The sequence below is a fragment of the Mucilaginibacter pallidiroseus genome (genome assembly GCF_007846085.1).
GTDB lineage: Bacteria > Bacteroidota > Bacteroidia > Sphingobacteriales > Sphingobacteriaceae > Mucilaginibacter > Mucilaginibacter pallidiroseus.
Window position 1 is genome coordinate 205,623 of sequence record NZ_VOEJ01000008.1, and the last position, 14,719, is coordinate 220,341.

Here is a 14,719-nt window from a genome sequence, read left to right on the forward strand (position 1 = left end):
ATTTTCGGCTTCATTATAGCTTATAATTTAAAGCACTTTATTATTTATCGGCTAAAGTTTTTGCCCAAGTTTTTTAATTTTGATTTGGGTTTCCCTTGCCCGCATTTGAATTATATGATTAATTATGGAAAATAACGTACCCAATCCTAATCCGGAACTTTTAACGGCCAAGCTTTTAGAAGCCGATGAAACCATTGCGGATGAAGAATTTCACCATTTAAATAATCCCGCCGATGGAATTAAACCCATCGTTAAAAAATATCTTGGCGTTCCCAACCATGCCAAACAGGTAGGCAATAAAATTTACTTTACAGATGGCGACGCCAGTGTTGAAGTAATAGTAGTAACCAAAGAAATTATTAGGGTGAGGCTTTCTCCGCACAGCGTTTTCCTGGAAGATTTCTCATACGCGGTACCGCAATTGCCAAATAAGCCTGTTGAGTTTACCTTACTGGAAACCGACCTTGAGTTTAGGGTAAGCACGGAAGCTGTTAACTGCCACATACGCAAGGCTGATTTCTTTATATCATTCTCTGATAAAGATGAGCATGTTACCAGCACCGATGCCGTGCCAATGCACTGGGAAGAAAACACCCAGTTTGGTGGCTACTACGTTTTTTGCACCAAAACCTGCTATGATAAGGAAAGCTTTTTCGGCTTGGGCGATAAGGCTACGGAACTTAACCTGCGCGGCAAGCGTTTAAAAAACTGGAATACCGATGCTTACTCATACAGTTTTAATCAGGACCCGCTTTATCGTTCAATCCCGTTTTACATCAGCGTAAATGAGAATATAGCGCACGGTATTTTCTTTGATAACACATTTAAGGCCTATTTTGATTTCGGCGCGGAAGACCGCACCAAGACCAGCTTTTTTGCAGACGGCGGCGAACTGCAGTATTATTACATCCACGGCCCGCATATGATGGATGTGGTTAAAAATTACCACCTGCTTACGGGCACCCACCCAATGCCGCCGCTTTGGGCGCTTGGCTATCACCAGTGCCGTTGGAGCTATTATCCAGAAAATAAGGTTAAAGTTATAGCCAACGGTTTCCGCCAGAACAGGATCCCGTGCGATAGTATTTACCTGGATATCGATTATATGGATGGCTACCGGTGCTTTACCTGGAGCCCCAAATACTTCCCCAACCCAAAAAAGATGATTGCAGAGCTGGCATCTGCAGGGTTTAAAACGGTTGTGATTATCGACCCGGGTATCCGTGTGGACGACAATTACTGGGTATTTAAAGAGGGTAAGGAAAAGAAATATTTTTGCCGTCGCAGCGACGACTACTTTATGGAGGGCCACGTATGGCCGGGCCGTTGCCAGTTTCCAGACTTTACCAACCCTGAGGTAAGGGCATGGTGGGGCGACTTGTTTGATGATTTGGTTGAAACCGGTGTAGCCGGCGTTTGGAACGATATGAACGAGCCTGCTGTATTTGGCTCGGGCACTTTTCCTGACGATGTAAGGCACCAGTACGATGGTTACCGTGGTTCGCACCGCAAGGCACATAATGTTTACGGGATGCAAATGGTAAGGGCTACTTATGAGGGCCTGCGCAAGCAAATGAAAAATAAGCGCCCTTTTACCATCACCAGGGCGGGTTACTCGGGCGTGCAGCGCTATTCATCTGTATGGACGGGTGATAACGTAGCATCATGGGAGCACCTTAAAATTGGTAACATCCAGTTACAGCGATTATCAACCTCGGGTATATCATTTTGCGGTACAGATATTGGCGGCTTTAGCGGCGAGCCTGATGGCGAGCTGTTTACCCGCTGGATCCAGATGGGAACATTTTCGCCATTTATGCGTGCGCACTCGGCAGGTGATACCAAGGAGCGCGAGCCATGGAGCTTTGGCGAACCGTTCACCAGCATCAACCGCAAATTTATTGAACTGCGTTACAGGCTTATCCCGTACTTGTACTCAGCGTTTTGGGAGCATCACCGTTATGGCTTCCCAATTTTGAGGCCTGTAGTAATGCATGAGCAAGGCGAGGTATCAAACCACTTCCGCCAGGACGAATTTACCTATGGCGATAAGATCCTGATTTGCCCGGTTCTGGATGCGGGCTTGCAATCGCGTAGGGTTTACCTGCCAAAGGGTAAATGGTACAACTGGTGGACACTCGAAATGGTTGAAGGCGGCAAAGAGCATGTAGTTGCTACCCCGCTTGATATTATGCCAATATTTGTAAAAGCAGGCTCGGTTATTCCGGAATATCCTGTTATGCAATACACTGGCGAGCGCGAAATTGAGGAGGTAAAACTGAATATTTACTACAGCGATTATGAGGTAAATTCTTTCCTGTTTGAGGATTACGGCGAAACATTTGCCTATGAGCAGGATATCTACCTCGAGAAAAAGTTTGTAGTAAACGGTGACGCCCAAAGGCTTACCATCAAGCAAACAATGGAAGGATTATACACGCCCCGCTACGAAGGCTATCACTTTAAAGTAAACGGCTTACCGTTTGCACCTACAAAAATACTGGCCGATGGCAAGGAGATAACGGAGATAGCTGTAAATGCCGATAAGACTTATGAGTTTAAGTTCCCTAAAAACTTTAAGCACATCGAGATAATAAAGTAAGCATTCTGCGATTTTTATAAGCCACAAAGTAAGCCGTAATAACGGCAGCCTTTGTGGCTTTTTTATTTACAACCCGCGTGCTCAACGGCTTATGTTTATAATGCGCATTTAAATAAACATCTGCCGTTGTTGTATGTTCAATAATTATATATTTGACATACACCAGTCGACCAATAATACGGGCGTTGTAATGCGCTCCCTCTATATGGCAAAACAAACAAAAAAGGCCGAAGCATCTTTAGCCGAAACAAAACCTATCAAGACTCAAAAAGTAAGTAAAACTAAAGCCCCTAAGGCCGCGGTTTTCCCCGAGTCAGATAGTGTTAAGGTAGAAAAGCCGGTTGTTAAAAAAACCGCAGCGCGTAGGGATAAGAAAGCAGCCGTGGAGCCGGAAACATTGCCTGCACAAACTGTGCAATTAAGTGCCGTTGAACCATATAGCCGCTTTACCGAGTTTGATATCGACCTGTTTAGAGCGGGTAAGCATTACATGCTGTACGAAAAGTTTGGTTCGCACGTGGTGGAACATAAAGGTGTTGTAGGCACTTACTTTGCTGTTTGGGCACCAAACGCACAGTACATATCCGTTATTGGTAATTTTAACGGATGGACAAAACGCCAGCATTCGTTAAATTACCGTTGGGACTCGTCTGGCATATGGGAAGGTTTTATTCCTCATATAGGGGTAGGGGAAGTATATAAGTATCATATTCTTTCGTCAACAGGCGAGGATACCGAAAAAGCCGATCCGTTTGCTTTGCGTTGGGAACTGCCCCCGCAAACCGCATCAATTGTGGCTGATACGTATTACGAGTGGCAGGATGCCGGTTGGATGGCTAAGCGTTATCAGCATAACGCGCTTAACAAACCATACTCTGTATACGAGTTGCACATCGGCTCATGGGCGCGCAGCCCCGAGAGCCCCGATGAGTTTTTAAACTACAGGCAAATAGCAGATACGCTTGTGCCATACATAAAAGATATGGGCTTTACGCACGTGGAGTTTATGCCGTTGATGGAGCATCCATATTACCCGAGCTGGGGCTACCAGATCACGGGCTTTTTTGCGGCATCATCACGCTATGGTACGCCGCAGGATTTGATGTATCTGGTTGAGGAATTGCATAAGGCAGATATTGGGGTAATACTTGATTGGGTGCCATCTCACTTCCCCGGAGATATACACGGATTGTATAATTTTGATGGTACGCACCTTTACGAGCATGCTGATACGCGCAAGGGTTTTCACCCAGATTGGAAATCATACATATTTAACTACGGCCGCAACGAGGTACGTGCATTCTTGATAAGCAATGCCTTGTTTTGGCTGGAGCGGTATCATATTGATGGTTTGCGGGTTGATGCCGTTGCCTCAATGCTGTTTCTTGATTACTCGCGTAACCACGGCGAATGGGAACCAAACGTTTTTGGCGGTAATGAAAACCTGGAAGCTATATCTTTCTTAAAAGAACTTAACTCAACCGTATTCAGCAACTTCCCGGATGTGCAGACCATTGCCGAGGAGTCAACTTCGTTCCCGGGTGTGAGCAGGCCGGTTTATAATGGCGGCCTGGGCTTTGGCATGAAATGGATGATGGGTTGGATGCATGATACGATAGACTATTTTAAAACAGACCCTATTTATCGCCAGTATCACCAAAACGACTTTACGTTCAGCTTGATATACGCGTTTACTGAAAACTTTATGCTGCCTTTCTCGCACGATGAGGTGGTTTACGGTAAAGGTTCAATGATCAGGAAAATGCCGGGCGACGATTGGCAGCGTTTTGCTAACCTGCGCCTGTTATATAGCTATATGTTTAGCCACCCTGGCAGCAAATTAATGTTTATGGGCAGCGAGTTTGCTCAAAGTTCCGAATGGAACTATCAAAACTCGCTTGACTGGCACCTGCTGCAGTATGAAAGCCATAATGGTATGAAAGAAGCCGTAAAAGCACTTAACCATTTATATCGTTCACAACCGGCTCTTTATGAGAAGTCATTCGATTGGAGCGGTTTTGAGTGGATAGATGCAAAAAACCTTAACGACTCGGTTTTGGCCTATGTGCGCAAAGGCGACAATAGCGATAACGACTTGTTAATTGTTTTAAATATGACCCCTGTTGTGCATGAGGGTTATCGCGTCGGCGTACCGCATGCCGGCACATGGCAGGAGGTGTTTAACAGCGACCAGTTAGCATATTGGGGTACGGGTGTTATAAACTACAACCCAATACCGTCCGAGCCCCAACCATGGCATAATAAGGAAAACTCTATCATGATAACCACGCCGCCATTAGGCGCTGCAATATTTAAAAGGGTTTTGCCGGTAGCGGAAAAGCCGAAAGCAGTTAAAACAAAAAAGACTAAAGCAATAAAGTAATACCGGCAGATGAGCGGAAAATTTTTTATGTTGTATTTGGTGGGGGGTACGGTGGCCCTGGCGTTGCTAATATATGCCATAGTAACTGCCTATCCCGATATTAATCATAGCGGTGCGCTATTTTATATTTTACCTACGCTTGCACTTTATTATATGGCTTTTAAAACTTATCATGCCAAAAAGGATAGCGAGTTGATGTAATAACCCTGTGCCTGGTTAATAGTGCGAGTTTAAATATATAAAATGTCAGTTTCGTTAGCCCCGGTAAAAAATACCATACCAAGCTACCCGCTGTTGAAGCTTGATGGCAGCGGCCCTTGCATGATACAGGTGCGCCGTGCCAATGGTATCGATGCGCACATCGAGCCGGCATTTTTGAAACCTCACCGTAAAGATTTTTACCTCTTTGTATTCTCGCAAGGTGGCGGCAGCAGGCACTGGGTTGATTTTATCCCATATACCGTAAGGCCCAATCACTTTTATTTTACGGTGCCACACCAGGTATTATTGAAAGAGGAAACGCAGCCGCTTAAAGGTTTCTCGGCCTGTTTTACCGAAGAGTTTTTACAGCTCGAGGAAAACCGTACCCTGCGCCGCCTGCCAATTATTCAAAATCCCGCATCGGCTCATGAGTTGGAGCTTAGCGATGCAGATATGGCCTACATTGGCGACGTGATGGATAAAATGGCAACAGAATATAAGCAGGGCGGCGATTGGCAAAACCAAATGCTTACATCATGGCTGCGTGTGCTGGTCATTTACCTTAGCCGTATTTATAATGAGCAATATGGCGAAACCCGCATTACCGAAAATTACTGCCACCTAAAGCACTTCCAGCAGCTTATAGCCCAACATTATGAAACCGTGCATAATGTGAATACTTATGCCGAACTGCTTAACCTTACCCCGGGCTACCTTAACGATGTGGTAAAACAACAAAGCGGCAAAACAGCTATTACACATATCCATAATCGTTTGGTTATGGAAGCAAAGCGCCGCCTGTTACACACCGACCTAAGCGTAAAACAAATTGCCGACGAACTTGGCTTCGAGGATGCTGCTTACTTTAACCGCTTTTTTAAACGGCTTACTGATGCAACCCCAATAGCATACCGGCAGCAAATCCGCGAAAAGTACAGGTAATGCCTTGGTAAGTACAACAGCTATTTTATAACACAACCGTAGTTTTGCTTCATGGAAAAACAAACAGTATTAATAACCGGGGCCAATAAAGGAATTGGTTTCGAGTGTGCGCGCCAACTATTAAACGCAGGCTACCATGTGTTTTTAGGAAGCCGCGACGAGCAAAGAGGGGCAAAAGCCGTTGAACAGCTTAAGCAGGAAGGTTTAACAAACGTGGAGCTGGTGCTATTGAGCGTTACCGACGAGGAGTCGGTACAAAAAGCTTATGAGCAAATTTTGGCAAGCGCAGGTTCACTTGATGTATTGATCAACAATGCAGGTATCCCGGGCGGCTTTCCACAACAGGCGAGTAACACGCCCGACAGTACATTTAGAGAAGTATTCGAGGTAAACTTGTTTGGTGTAGCACGCGTGGTGCGCATACTTATGCCGCTGTTAAGCAAATCATCAAACCCAAGGATAGTTAACGTAACATCTGATCTTGGATCGCTCACTTTGCATAACGACCCAACCTGGGAGCACTACCAGGCAAAAACTTCAGTTTATGGTCCGTCGAAATCTGCTTTGAACGCATATACCGTTGCGCTTGCCCACGAGTTAAATGGCAAAGTAAAAGTAAACATGATAAATCCCGGCTATACAAATACCGAGTTTAATAACAACCAGGGGCCTAAAAGTGTAGAGGATGGCGCTAAGCCAATTGTTGAATATGCGATGATTGGCCCTGATGGCCCTACAGGTAAGTACATGAGCGATTATGGCCAATCGCCTTGGTAGGTGACTAGAGGTAAAATGGCGAAGGAAAGCGTGGCAATCTAACGTAATCATTTAGGTTGCCACGCTTTTATGCATATCTGCAGACATTATTCTTGTTCCAACAGGCGTTTGGCTTCTTCAAGCTTTTCCAGTTCACCATGCGGCAGCTCAGGATATTTCAGGTTCAGATCTTTCAGTGTTTGTAATATGATGGACGATACGGCAATACGTGTAAACCATTTCTTGTCGGCGGGTACCACGTACCAGGGGCTGTCTTCGGTGCTTGTTTCTTTTATCGCTTCTTCATAAGCATCCATGTAGTCACCCCATTTTTTACGATCCTGCAAATCGCCGAAGGCAAACTTCCAGTTTTTATCTTTTTCCTCGATACGTTTTAAAAAGCGCTCTTTTTGCTCTCCTTTTGATAGGTGGAGAAAGAATTTTATAATTATCGTTCCGTTCGCGGTAAGGTGTTTCTCAAAATTGCGGATACTCTCGTACCTGTTTTGCCAAAACTTTTTGCCTACGTCTTTCAAGTCGGTGATGCCTGGCAACTTTTCTTTTAACAAGTACTCGGGGTAAACCTTTGTAACCAACACGTTTTCGTAATGCGACCGGTTATGTATTCCTATGCGCCCACGCTCGGGCAGGGCTTTGTAGTGCCGCCATAAAAAGTCGTGATCGTAATCTTCGGCACTTGGTTGCTTAAAGCTAAAAACCTGGCAGCCCTGCGGGTTAAGGCCCGACATGGTATGCGCAATAGCACTGTCCTTCCCCGCAGCATCCATCGCCTGGAAGATGATGAGCAACGAGTGGCTATTGGCTGCATAAAGCTCGGTTTGCAGTTTAGCCGTATCCTCAATCAGGCTGGTTAATATATCTTCAGCCTCATCTTTTTTGTAGCCTGCAGTTTCGGCGGTATCGTGTTTGCTCAGCTTAAAGTCCTTTGTATCGGTAACTTTAAAACGCTTTATAAAATCTTTCATACGCTTTATCTAAATAGATAAATGCTGCTAAAGGTTTTCAATTTTAAGTATTTGCGCTTTTGCAAGTCGCCTTAAACGCAAAACGCCTCCCGGATACCCGGCAGGCGTTTTGCAATATTAAAGCGGTTTATTATAATTTTCCAATTTCTTCAACCAGGTCAATTATTTTGTTTGAATAACCCCACTCGTTATCGTACCATGATACTACTTTAACAAAGTTATCGCTTAATGCAATACCTGCTTTAGCATCAAAGATAGATGTACGTGCGTCACCTTTAAAGTCTTCAGATACAACTTCATCTTCGGTGTAGCCAAGGATACCTTTTAATTCACCTTCTGATGCTTCTTTCATAGCAGCTTTAATTTGCTCGTAAGAAGCAGGGGTTTTTAAACGTACAGTTAAGTCAACTACAGAAACGTCGGCAACCGGAACACGGAATGACATACCTGTTAATTTACCTTTCAACTCTGGTAATACCAAGCCAACAGCTTTAGCGGCACCGGTTGATGAAGGGATGATGTTTTGGTAAGCGCCACGGCCGCCTCTCCAGTCTTTAGCCGATGGGCCGTCAACTGTTTTTTGAGTAGCAGTAACCGCGTGGATAGTGCTCATCAAACCTTCTTCAATACCAAATTTGTCATTTAACACTTTAGCAACAGGTGCTAAACAGTTGGTAGTACATGAAGCGTTTGAAACGATATTTTGATCTGCTTTTAATTCTTTATGGTTTACACCCATCACGAAGGTTGGGGTATCATCTTTAGCAGGTGCGCTCATTACAACTTTCTTTGCACCGGCATCGATGTGTTTTTGAGCAGTTTCCTGAGTTAAGAATAAACCGGTTGACTCGATGATAACTTCAGCGCCAACTTCATTCCATTTAAGGTTTGCAGGGTCTTTTTCTGCAGTTACACGGATAGTTTTACCGTTAACAACAAGGTTACCGCTTTCAACAGCGATGGTGCCTTTAAATTGTCCGTGAGTTGAATCGTATTTTAACATGTAAGCCATGTAATCAGGCTCAACAAGGTCATTAATACCTACAATTTCAACATCTGGTCTGTCAACTGCAGCCCTGAAAGCTAAACGGCCGATACGGCCAAAGCCGTTAATTCCTATTTTCATGATTTAATTAATTTTTGCTTGAATAATATGATAACAAATTGTTTATAGGTGCTTTTACGATAGATGATATCTCGATTCCTTTCTCGGTAGCACACTCCTGAAGGATCTCCTTAAAATCTGATGCTACCGATCCTGCAAAGTGCACGGGGGCATCGGGATGTTGCTGGCGCAAAGGTACTAAGTATGTATCAAATAATTTAATAAACCCCGCTTTTATGACATTGCGAAGGTATGCGTCTCCAAGGTTATCGGCAAAGAAATCTGTAAAGGAGCTTAAAAACAGCGCAGGCTGCTTTTGGCGGTAAACTTTCTCAAGTAAAGTCTTTCGGTCGGCTGCATAACGCTGCTCAAACTGGCGCCTTATATTGGCCGGGAGCGTTTCGCTCATGTAGCCTTTTATGAGTTGCCTGCCAAGCCAGTTGCCAGATCCTTCATCAGCCAGAATATATCCTAAACCAAAGTTATTCGGCGTTACCTTCTTACCATCATACCAGGCCGCGTTTGATCCGCTTGCGCAAATGCAAACTATGCCGGGGTTGTTGCCGCATGTGGCAATAGCCGCAGCCTCAATATCGTGCCCTACATGTATTTTGGCAAACTTAAAAAAAGCGGCAAGCCCATCATGTATAACCTGCCTTAGCTCGTCTGACGATGCGCCGGCGCCATAAAAATAAATTCGCTTTATTTCCTCAGCGTGGTGTATAAGGTTGATGTTTTTGTTTAGCAGTTGCAGGATATACTTTTCATCATTAAAGTACGGGTTAATGGCTGCAGTATCAAAAGATGCTACTGTGCGGCCCTTATAAGATAGGCGCCAGCCGGCATTGTTGGATCCGCTATATACAACTGCTAACATCTACTATATTGAAAGGATTTCGGCCATTTGCATCAAATCCTCTTCCAGTTTAAATGAGTGTTGTGTAAGTGCCTCTTCCAGATCGGTAAGTTTGATGTGGTTAGCCTCGAGGCCAACCATCATGCGAGATTTACCGGCAATTAACGCGTTGACTGCTGCAAAGCCCATGCGGCTTCCCAATATCCTGTCGAACGCCGATGGGCTGCCACCGCGTTGCAGGTGTCCAAGTACGGTAACCTTAATATCGTATAACTTAACCTGCTTTTTTACAGCCTCGGCAACATCATAAACACCGCCGCTTTTATCGCCTTCGGCAACAATTACTATGCTTGAAGATTTTTTGTTATCGCGGCCTTTTTTAAGGTTCTCTATCAGGTTATCGATAGCGGTGGCACGTTCAGGCAACAGTATTGCTTCGGCACCGCAAGAAATACCTGCGCGCAGTGCAATAGCGCCCGAGTCGCGGCCCATTACTTCTATGAAGAAAAGGCGGTCGTGCGCATCGGCAGTATCACGTATCTTGTCAATAGCATCAACAACCGTATTGGTTGCGGTGTCAAAACCAAGTGTGTATGTTGATCCGTAAAGGTCGTTATCAATAGTGCCCGGTACGCCCATTACGGCTATATCAGGATATTTTTTTGAGAACCGCAACGCCCCTGTAAAGGTGCCGTCGCCGCCAATAACAACAAGTGCATCAATGCCTTGTGCTTTAATATTATTATAGGCTATTTCCATACCTTCTTCACTGCGGAAGGGCAGGCATCTTGCTGTTTTTAATATGGTACCACCTAAGTTTAATATGTTACTAACCGAGCGGTTATTCATATCAAACATGTTGTTATCAATAAGCCCCTGGTATCCCTGGCGAACACCAACCACTTGTAAACCGTTGAAGATTGCTGTTCGTACTACCGCCCTGATGCATGGGTTCATGCCCGGTGCATCGCCGCCTGAAGTAAGAACTGCTATTTTTGAAATTTTCTGCATCTTTAAACAAGTAACAAATAAATTGTAGCTGCGAATATACTGTGTGAGATTTACACCATTAAATTTATTTATTATTTTTTGGATATGGATTATTCACATATCTTTAAACCTTATAAATCTAACACCCCACCTTGGAAGTAAAGTTACCTACATTTGACTCAGTTTTCTCTACAGACTGTGTAATATTTGGTTTTGAAGCCGGCGAATTGAAAATTTTGCTGATAGAGCGAAACGAAGAACCCTTTAAGGACTGGCTTGCGTTACCTGGTTACATTGTTGAGCAAGACGAAAGTATTGACGATGCTGCCGAACGTATTTTGTATGAACTAACCGGCCTGCGCGATTTGCACATGCAGCAGTTTCATACATTCGGTGAGGTTAACCGCCACCCGCAGGGTAGGGTTATTACTGTTGCATACTATGCGCTTATCCGTATAAATGGGCAAAAAGAGGTACGCCCGGTAACACAGTACGCTAAGAAGGCTTTTTGGCACCCGGTAAATGAGCTGCCCAAACTGGCCTTTGACCACAGCGAGATTTTCCAGACAGGGTTTAACAAAATTCGCCGCCGCCTCAATTATCAGCCTATCGCTTTCGAGTTACTGCCCGAGAAATTTACGCTTACACAACTACAATCATTATACGAGGCCATCCTTAACAAAAAGCTGGATAAACGTAACTTTCGTAAAAAGATGCTGAGCTACGGATTCCTTAAAGAACTTGATGAAAAGCAGAAAGGGGTATCATACAGGGCCGCCAAGCTATACAAGTTCGACAGGCGCAAATACACCAAAATATTCCAGAACGATCTGACAGGCGAATAACAGTAAAGTTAATTTAGTTAGCCTTTTTGCTGCACTTAGAGCACAGGCCGCTGGCGTAAAGCGTAAAACCTTCGGCCTTAAAGCCTCCTGGTAAATTTAGTGCAGGTAGCGTAAGTTCATTTAAACAATACACGTTTTTGCAATTTGTGCAGTTGAAATGCACATGTTCGTCATGGTGTTTATGTGCGCCGCAATTCGAGTGGCATATGGCGTAGTTGGCAGTTCCGTTAAGGTCAAATACTTTATGGATAATGCCTTTTTCCTCAAACACGTTCAGGATACGGTAAAGCGTAACCCTGTCAATATCATGCATCACACTTTCTAAATCTGGCTGTGAAGTTGCCGTATTTTTTGAATACATCATAGACAGCACGCGCAGCCTCGGCGCAGTTTTTTTTAACTGGTGCTTATCAAGCAAGTCCTCAAACTGATATGTTGTTTTAGCGTGTGTCATTTGCAATTAAATATAATAAAAATCGCTTAACCTTAAATATTGGCCGGTGGATTTACAGTATCGTGCGAGTGTTTAATATGAAATACATTATTGGCAGAGTTGCATGTACCTATGTATTTATAGTTGATGAAATGTGCAACAGCTATTGTAATACCTCCAATTGGAACCACAATAGCTTCGGCAAGGCTGTTATGCCCAAACAAGTGTCCAATTAAAATGATGGCAAAACCGCTGATAAATAATGCAAACGGCAATAATTTACGGTGGTGTTTAAAATAACCCGGCCAAATGGCACTAACGCCAACAACCATGGCAACACCTATCATAAACCATTCTATCCATCGGTTTGCTAAAAAATCGAGGCCCAAAACAGGCAGGCTGCTAAAAAATACAGGTACAGCCGCGCAATGTATAGCGCATAGGGTAGATGCTGTCATCCCTATATTATCCAGTTTAAAAGCCCTTGATTTTTTCATCGCTGCAAATATAATTATAAATGCAACAATATTTCATTTACTATTGTTTTAAGTGTCTTGCCAAGTGTGCTTGAGCTGTTTTATGACGAAGTATCAACATTATTGCATTTACTTATTTATCATTTCAACCGCGTCCTTCGCTGTAGCATGGCCTATCACTTTAAATTCCTTGCCGGCCAGTTTATTGTAATTGCCAAAAAATGCTTCAATCTCTTCCATTATGGCGGCAGGCAAATCGGCAATTTCATTTACTTGAGCAAAAAGGTGCGATACCACGGGTACCCCAAAAAAGCGGTCGTTGCGCATGGTGCTGCCATCGCGCTCGGTTTGCTCAACTTTAATAGCGCCAACTATACGGCAATCTACCACGCAGCCCGGGAAACCGGTTATCTCCGAAACAACCAGCACATCCAGCGGGTCGCCATCGCCACCCTTAGTGCCCGGTATAAACCCAAAATCAAACGGAAACACCATACCGGCGGGTAGTATTTTGTTTAGCTTAAATTTATCAAGCTTTGGCTCATAATCATATTTGTGGCCGCTGCCTTTAGGGCTTTCTATTATAACGGTAACCGGGTCCATATCTGCCATATTAAGTATGCTTAAAAGGGTGTCTTTTTTAAAAAGAATGATTGACACAGATTTGTTTGATGCGTTAAAAGCAACTTTTTTCGGCTTTTTTATGTGCTTGTTATATCTTTACTTTCCCTTACAAACACCTATATCTATTATGAAGTTCAGCGTTTTACTAAGCACATTTTTTTTAGCACTAGTATTAAAAGCGTCGGCGCAAACAACGCCTGACAGATATACCCAATTGCAGCAAAATTTTGTCGACTTAAAGTTTGGGATGTTCATACACTTTAATATTCCAACCTATGCTGATGCCGACTGGCCAGACCCGCAAGCATCGCCGGCATTATTCAACCCTAAAAAGTTAAACTGCGATCAATGGGCCAAAGCGGCAAAGTCTGCTAACATGACCTACGGTTGCTTAACCACCAAACACCATAGCGGCTTTTGTATCTGGGACACCAAAACAACCGACTACAACGTGATGAACAGCCCCCTTAAAAAGGATGTTGTTAAAGAATATGTGGATGCCTTCAGGAAAAATAATTTGAAGGTAATGCTGTATTACTCGATATTGGATACCCACCACATGCTGCGTAAGGGGCATATCACCCCCAATCATTTTGAGATGGTTAAGGCGCAGATAACAGAGTTATTAACCAAATATGGCAAAATTGAAGCACTGATAATTGATGGTTGGGATGCACCCTGGTCGCGCATATCATACGATGATATTTCCTTTGAAGACGTTTACATGCTGATAAAGTCTTTGCAGCCTGAGTGCGTTGTGATGGACTTAAACGGCGCCAAGTATCCTGGCGAAGGTCTTTTTTACAGTGATATAAAAACGTATGAAATGGGTGCAGGGCAGCGTATATCAAAAGAAACCAACCGCATGCCGGCCTTGGCCTGCTTGCCGTTGCAAAGCAGCTGGTTTTGGAAAACAAATTTCCCTGCTACAGCAGTTAAGGAGCCAGCCAAAATGGTGGCCGAGCTTAAATCATTAAATGATGTTGATTGCAATTTTATACTTAACGTAGCGCCTAACCGCGACGGTGTGTTTGATGATAACGCAATTGCCGCTCTTAAAGAAATTGGCAAACAGTGGAGCCATGGCGGCCCCGCGCCAAAGCTTGCACCCACGGGCGCGCCAATTATATCAAGTAACCTGGCAAAAAATAAACCTGCAAATTCCAGCTGGAGCGACGATATGGATATATCAGATTTTGCCAACGATGATGATTTCCAAACCTCCTGGCGCTCAAGCACCACGGTTGCCAAGCCGTGGTATGAAGTTGACTTTGGAAAAGACATTGCCTTTAATGCAATTACATTGACCGAGAAAGCACCTAACATTAAAACCTTCCATGCCGAATATTTGCAGAACGGCGTTTGGAAACCGCTTGCCAAAAATAATAACGCATCAAGAGTTAAAATTAACAGGTTTGATAGGGTGTACGGCAGCAAGGTAAGGGTGTGGATTGATGCTGCTGATAAGCAGGCATCTATTGCCGAACTTGGCGTTTATAACGAACGCAGGTAATTTCATG

General features: G+C 44.0%; 14 protein-coding genes. 7 read left to right on the plus strand and 7 right to left on the minus strand.

The window, feature by feature from the left end; translation table 11 throughout:
• Positions 1 to 124: 124 nt before the first annotated feature.
• The 5 genes from FPZ43_RS16460 to FPZ43_RS16480 all read left to right on the plus strand — a co-directional run bounded on the left by FPZ43_RS16460 (position 125) and on the right by FPZ43_RS16480 (position 6,905).
• Positions 125 to 2,602 carry a glycoside hydrolase family 31 protein gene (locus FPZ43_RS16460; protein WP_146383027.1) on the plus strand — a complete coding sequence of 826 codons (2,478 nt, stop codon included), beginning with the start codon at positions 125 to 127 and terminating at the stop codon, positions 2,600 to 2,602.
• A 205-nt stretch (positions 2,603 to 2,807) separates the two neighbouring features.
• On the plus strand, positions 2,808 to 4,985 hold the full coding sequence (gene glgB, locus FPZ43_RS16465) for a 1,4-alpha-glucan branching protein GlgB (RefSeq protein WP_146383028.1): 2,178 nt from the start codon (positions 2,808 to 2,810) through the stop codon (positions 4,983 to 4,985).
• Between the two features lie 9 nt (positions 4,986 to 4,994).
• Complete coding sequence (locus FPZ43_RS16470; RefSeq protein ID WP_146383029.1) at positions 4,995 to 5,186, plus strand: hypothetical protein; 192 nt, start codon at positions 4,995 to 4,997, stop codon at positions 5,184 to 5,186.
• 42 nt (positions 5,187 to 5,228) lie between these two features.
• Positions 5,229 to 6,128, plus strand: a complete 900-nt coding sequence (locus tag FPZ43_RS16475) for an AraC family transcriptional regulator (RefSeq protein WP_146383030.1) — start codon at positions 5,229 to 5,231, stop codon at positions 6,126 to 6,128.
• A 51-nt stretch (positions 6,129 to 6,179) separates the two neighbouring features.
• Entirely contained in the window at positions 6,180 to 6,905 is a 726-nt protein-coding gene (locus tag FPZ43_RS16480; RefSeq protein ID WP_146383031.1) for an SDR family NAD(P)-dependent oxidoreductase, read from the plus strand.
• A gap of 86 nt (positions 6,906 to 6,991) precedes the next feature.
• On the opposite strand, the gene FPZ43_RS16485 is transcribed toward FPZ43_RS16480, so the two are convergent.
• The 4 genes from FPZ43_RS16485 to pfkA form a co-directional block, all read right to left on the minus strand.
• The gene (locus FPZ43_RS16485; RefSeq protein ID WP_146383032.1) at positions 6,992 to 7,870 is read right to left on the minus strand and encodes a polyphosphate kinase 2 family protein; all 879 of its coding nucleotides are present in this window, start codon (positions 7,868 to 7,870) and stop codon (positions 6,992 to 6,994) included.
• A gap of 130 nt (positions 7,871 to 8,000) precedes the next feature.
• Complete coding sequence (gene gap, locus FPZ43_RS16490; RefSeq protein WP_146383033.1) at positions 8,001 to 8,996, minus strand: type I glyceraldehyde-3-phosphate dehydrogenase; 996 nt, start codon at positions 8,994 to 8,996, stop codon at positions 8,001 to 8,003.
• A gap of 7 nt (positions 8,997 to 9,003) precedes the next feature.
• A complete protein-coding gene (locus FPZ43_RS16495) occupies positions 9,004 to 9,852 on the minus strand; it encodes a hypothetical protein (RefSeq protein ID WP_146383034.1) in 849 nt (282 codons plus the stop codon).
• Between the two features lie 3 nt (positions 9,853 to 9,855).
• Positions 9,856 to 10,842: a 6-phosphofructokinase gene (pfkA, locus tag FPZ43_RS16500; RefSeq protein WP_146383035.1), complete on the minus strand. Its 987-nt coding sequence runs from the start codon at positions 10,840 to 10,842 to the stop codon at positions 9,856 to 9,858.
• 131 nt (positions 10,843 to 10,973) lie between these two features.
• On the opposite strand from pfkA, the gene FPZ43_RS16505 reads away from it, so the two are divergent.
• A complete protein-coding gene (locus FPZ43_RS16505) occupies positions 10,974 to 11,666 on the plus strand; it encodes an NUDIX hydrolase (RefSeq protein WP_146383036.1) in 693 nt (230 codons plus the stop codon).
• Between the two features lie 13 nt (positions 11,667 to 11,679).
• Here FPZ43_RS16505 and FPZ43_RS16510 read toward each other — a convergent pair whose 3' ends face one another.
• From FPZ43_RS16510 to FPZ43_RS16520, 3 genes are all read right to left on the minus strand, one after another.
• Positions 11,680 to 12,120, minus strand: a complete 441-nt coding sequence (locus FPZ43_RS16510; protein WP_146383037.1) for a Fur family transcriptional regulator — start codon at positions 12,118 to 12,120, stop codon at positions 11,680 to 11,682.
• 32 nt (positions 12,121 to 12,152) lie between these two features.
• Positions 12,153 to 12,596, minus strand: a complete 444-nt coding sequence (locus tag FPZ43_RS16515; RefSeq protein WP_146383038.1) for a MerC domain-containing protein — start codon at positions 12,594 to 12,596, stop codon at positions 12,153 to 12,155.
• A 108-nt stretch (positions 12,597 to 12,704) separates the two neighbouring features.
• Entirely contained in the window at positions 12,705 to 13,235 is a 531-nt protein-coding gene (locus FPZ43_RS16520) for an inorganic diphosphatase (protein ID WP_222430990.1), read from the minus strand.
• A gap of 91 nt (positions 13,236 to 13,326) precedes the next feature.
• Here FPZ43_RS16520 and FPZ43_RS16525 point away from each other — a divergent pair, with 91 nt between their 5' ends.
• Positions 13,327 to 14,712, plus strand: coding sequence for an alpha-L-fucosidase (locus FPZ43_RS16525; RefSeq protein WP_146383039.1), 1,386 nt, complete (start codon positions 13,327 to 13,329; stop codon positions 14,710 to 14,712).
• The last annotated feature ends 7 nt before the right edge of the window (positions 14,713 to 14,719 follow it).

Excerpts from the sequence above, each read along its gene's own strand:
- FPZ43_RS16460 (WP_146383027.1), top strand. The coding sequence starts at position 125 with ATGGAAAATAACGTACCCAATCCTAATCCGGAACTTTTAACGGCCAAG.
- glgB (WP_146383028.1), top strand. The coding sequence starts at position 2,808 with ATGGCAAAACAAACAAAAAAGGCCGAAGCATCTTTAGCCGAAACAAAA.
- FPZ43_RS16470 (WP_146383029.1), top strand. The coding sequence starts at position 4,995 with ATGAGCGGAAAATTTTTTATGTTGTATTTGGTGGGGGGTACGGTGGCC.
- FPZ43_RS16475 (WP_146383030.1), top strand. The coding sequence starts at position 5,229 with ATGTCAGTTTCGTTAGCCCCGGTAAAAAATACCATACCAAGCTACCCG.
- FPZ43_RS16480 (WP_146383031.1), top strand. The coding sequence starts at position 6,180 with ATGGAAAAACAAACAGTATTAATAACCGGGGCCAATAAAGGAATTGGT.
- FPZ43_RS16485 (WP_146383032.1), bottom strand. The coding sequence starts at position 7,870 with ATGAAAGATTTTATAAAGCGTTTTAAAGTTACCGATACAAAGGACTTT.
- gap (WP_146383033.1), bottom strand. The coding sequence starts at position 8,996 with ATGAAAATAGGAATTAACGGCTTTGGCCGTATCGGCCGTTTAGCTTTC.
- FPZ43_RS16495 (WP_146383034.1), bottom strand. The coding sequence starts at position 9,852 with ATGTTAGCAGTTGTATATAGCGGATCCAACAATGCCGGCTGGCGCCTA.
- pfkA (WP_146383035.1), bottom strand. The coding sequence starts at position 10,842 with ATGCAGAAAATTTCAAAAATAGCAGTTCTTACTTCAGGCGGCGATGCA.
- FPZ43_RS16510 (WP_146383037.1), bottom strand. The coding sequence starts at position 12,120 with ATGACACACGCTAAAACAACATATCAGTTTGAGGACTTGCTTGATAAG.
- FPZ43_RS16515 (WP_146383038.1), bottom strand. The coding sequence starts at position 12,596 with ATGAAAAAATCAAGGGCTTTTAAACTGGATAATATAGGGATGACAGCA.
- FPZ43_RS16525 (WP_146383039.1), top strand. The coding sequence starts at position 13,327 with ATGAAGTTCAGCGTTTTACTAAGCACATTTTTTTTAGCACTAGTATTA.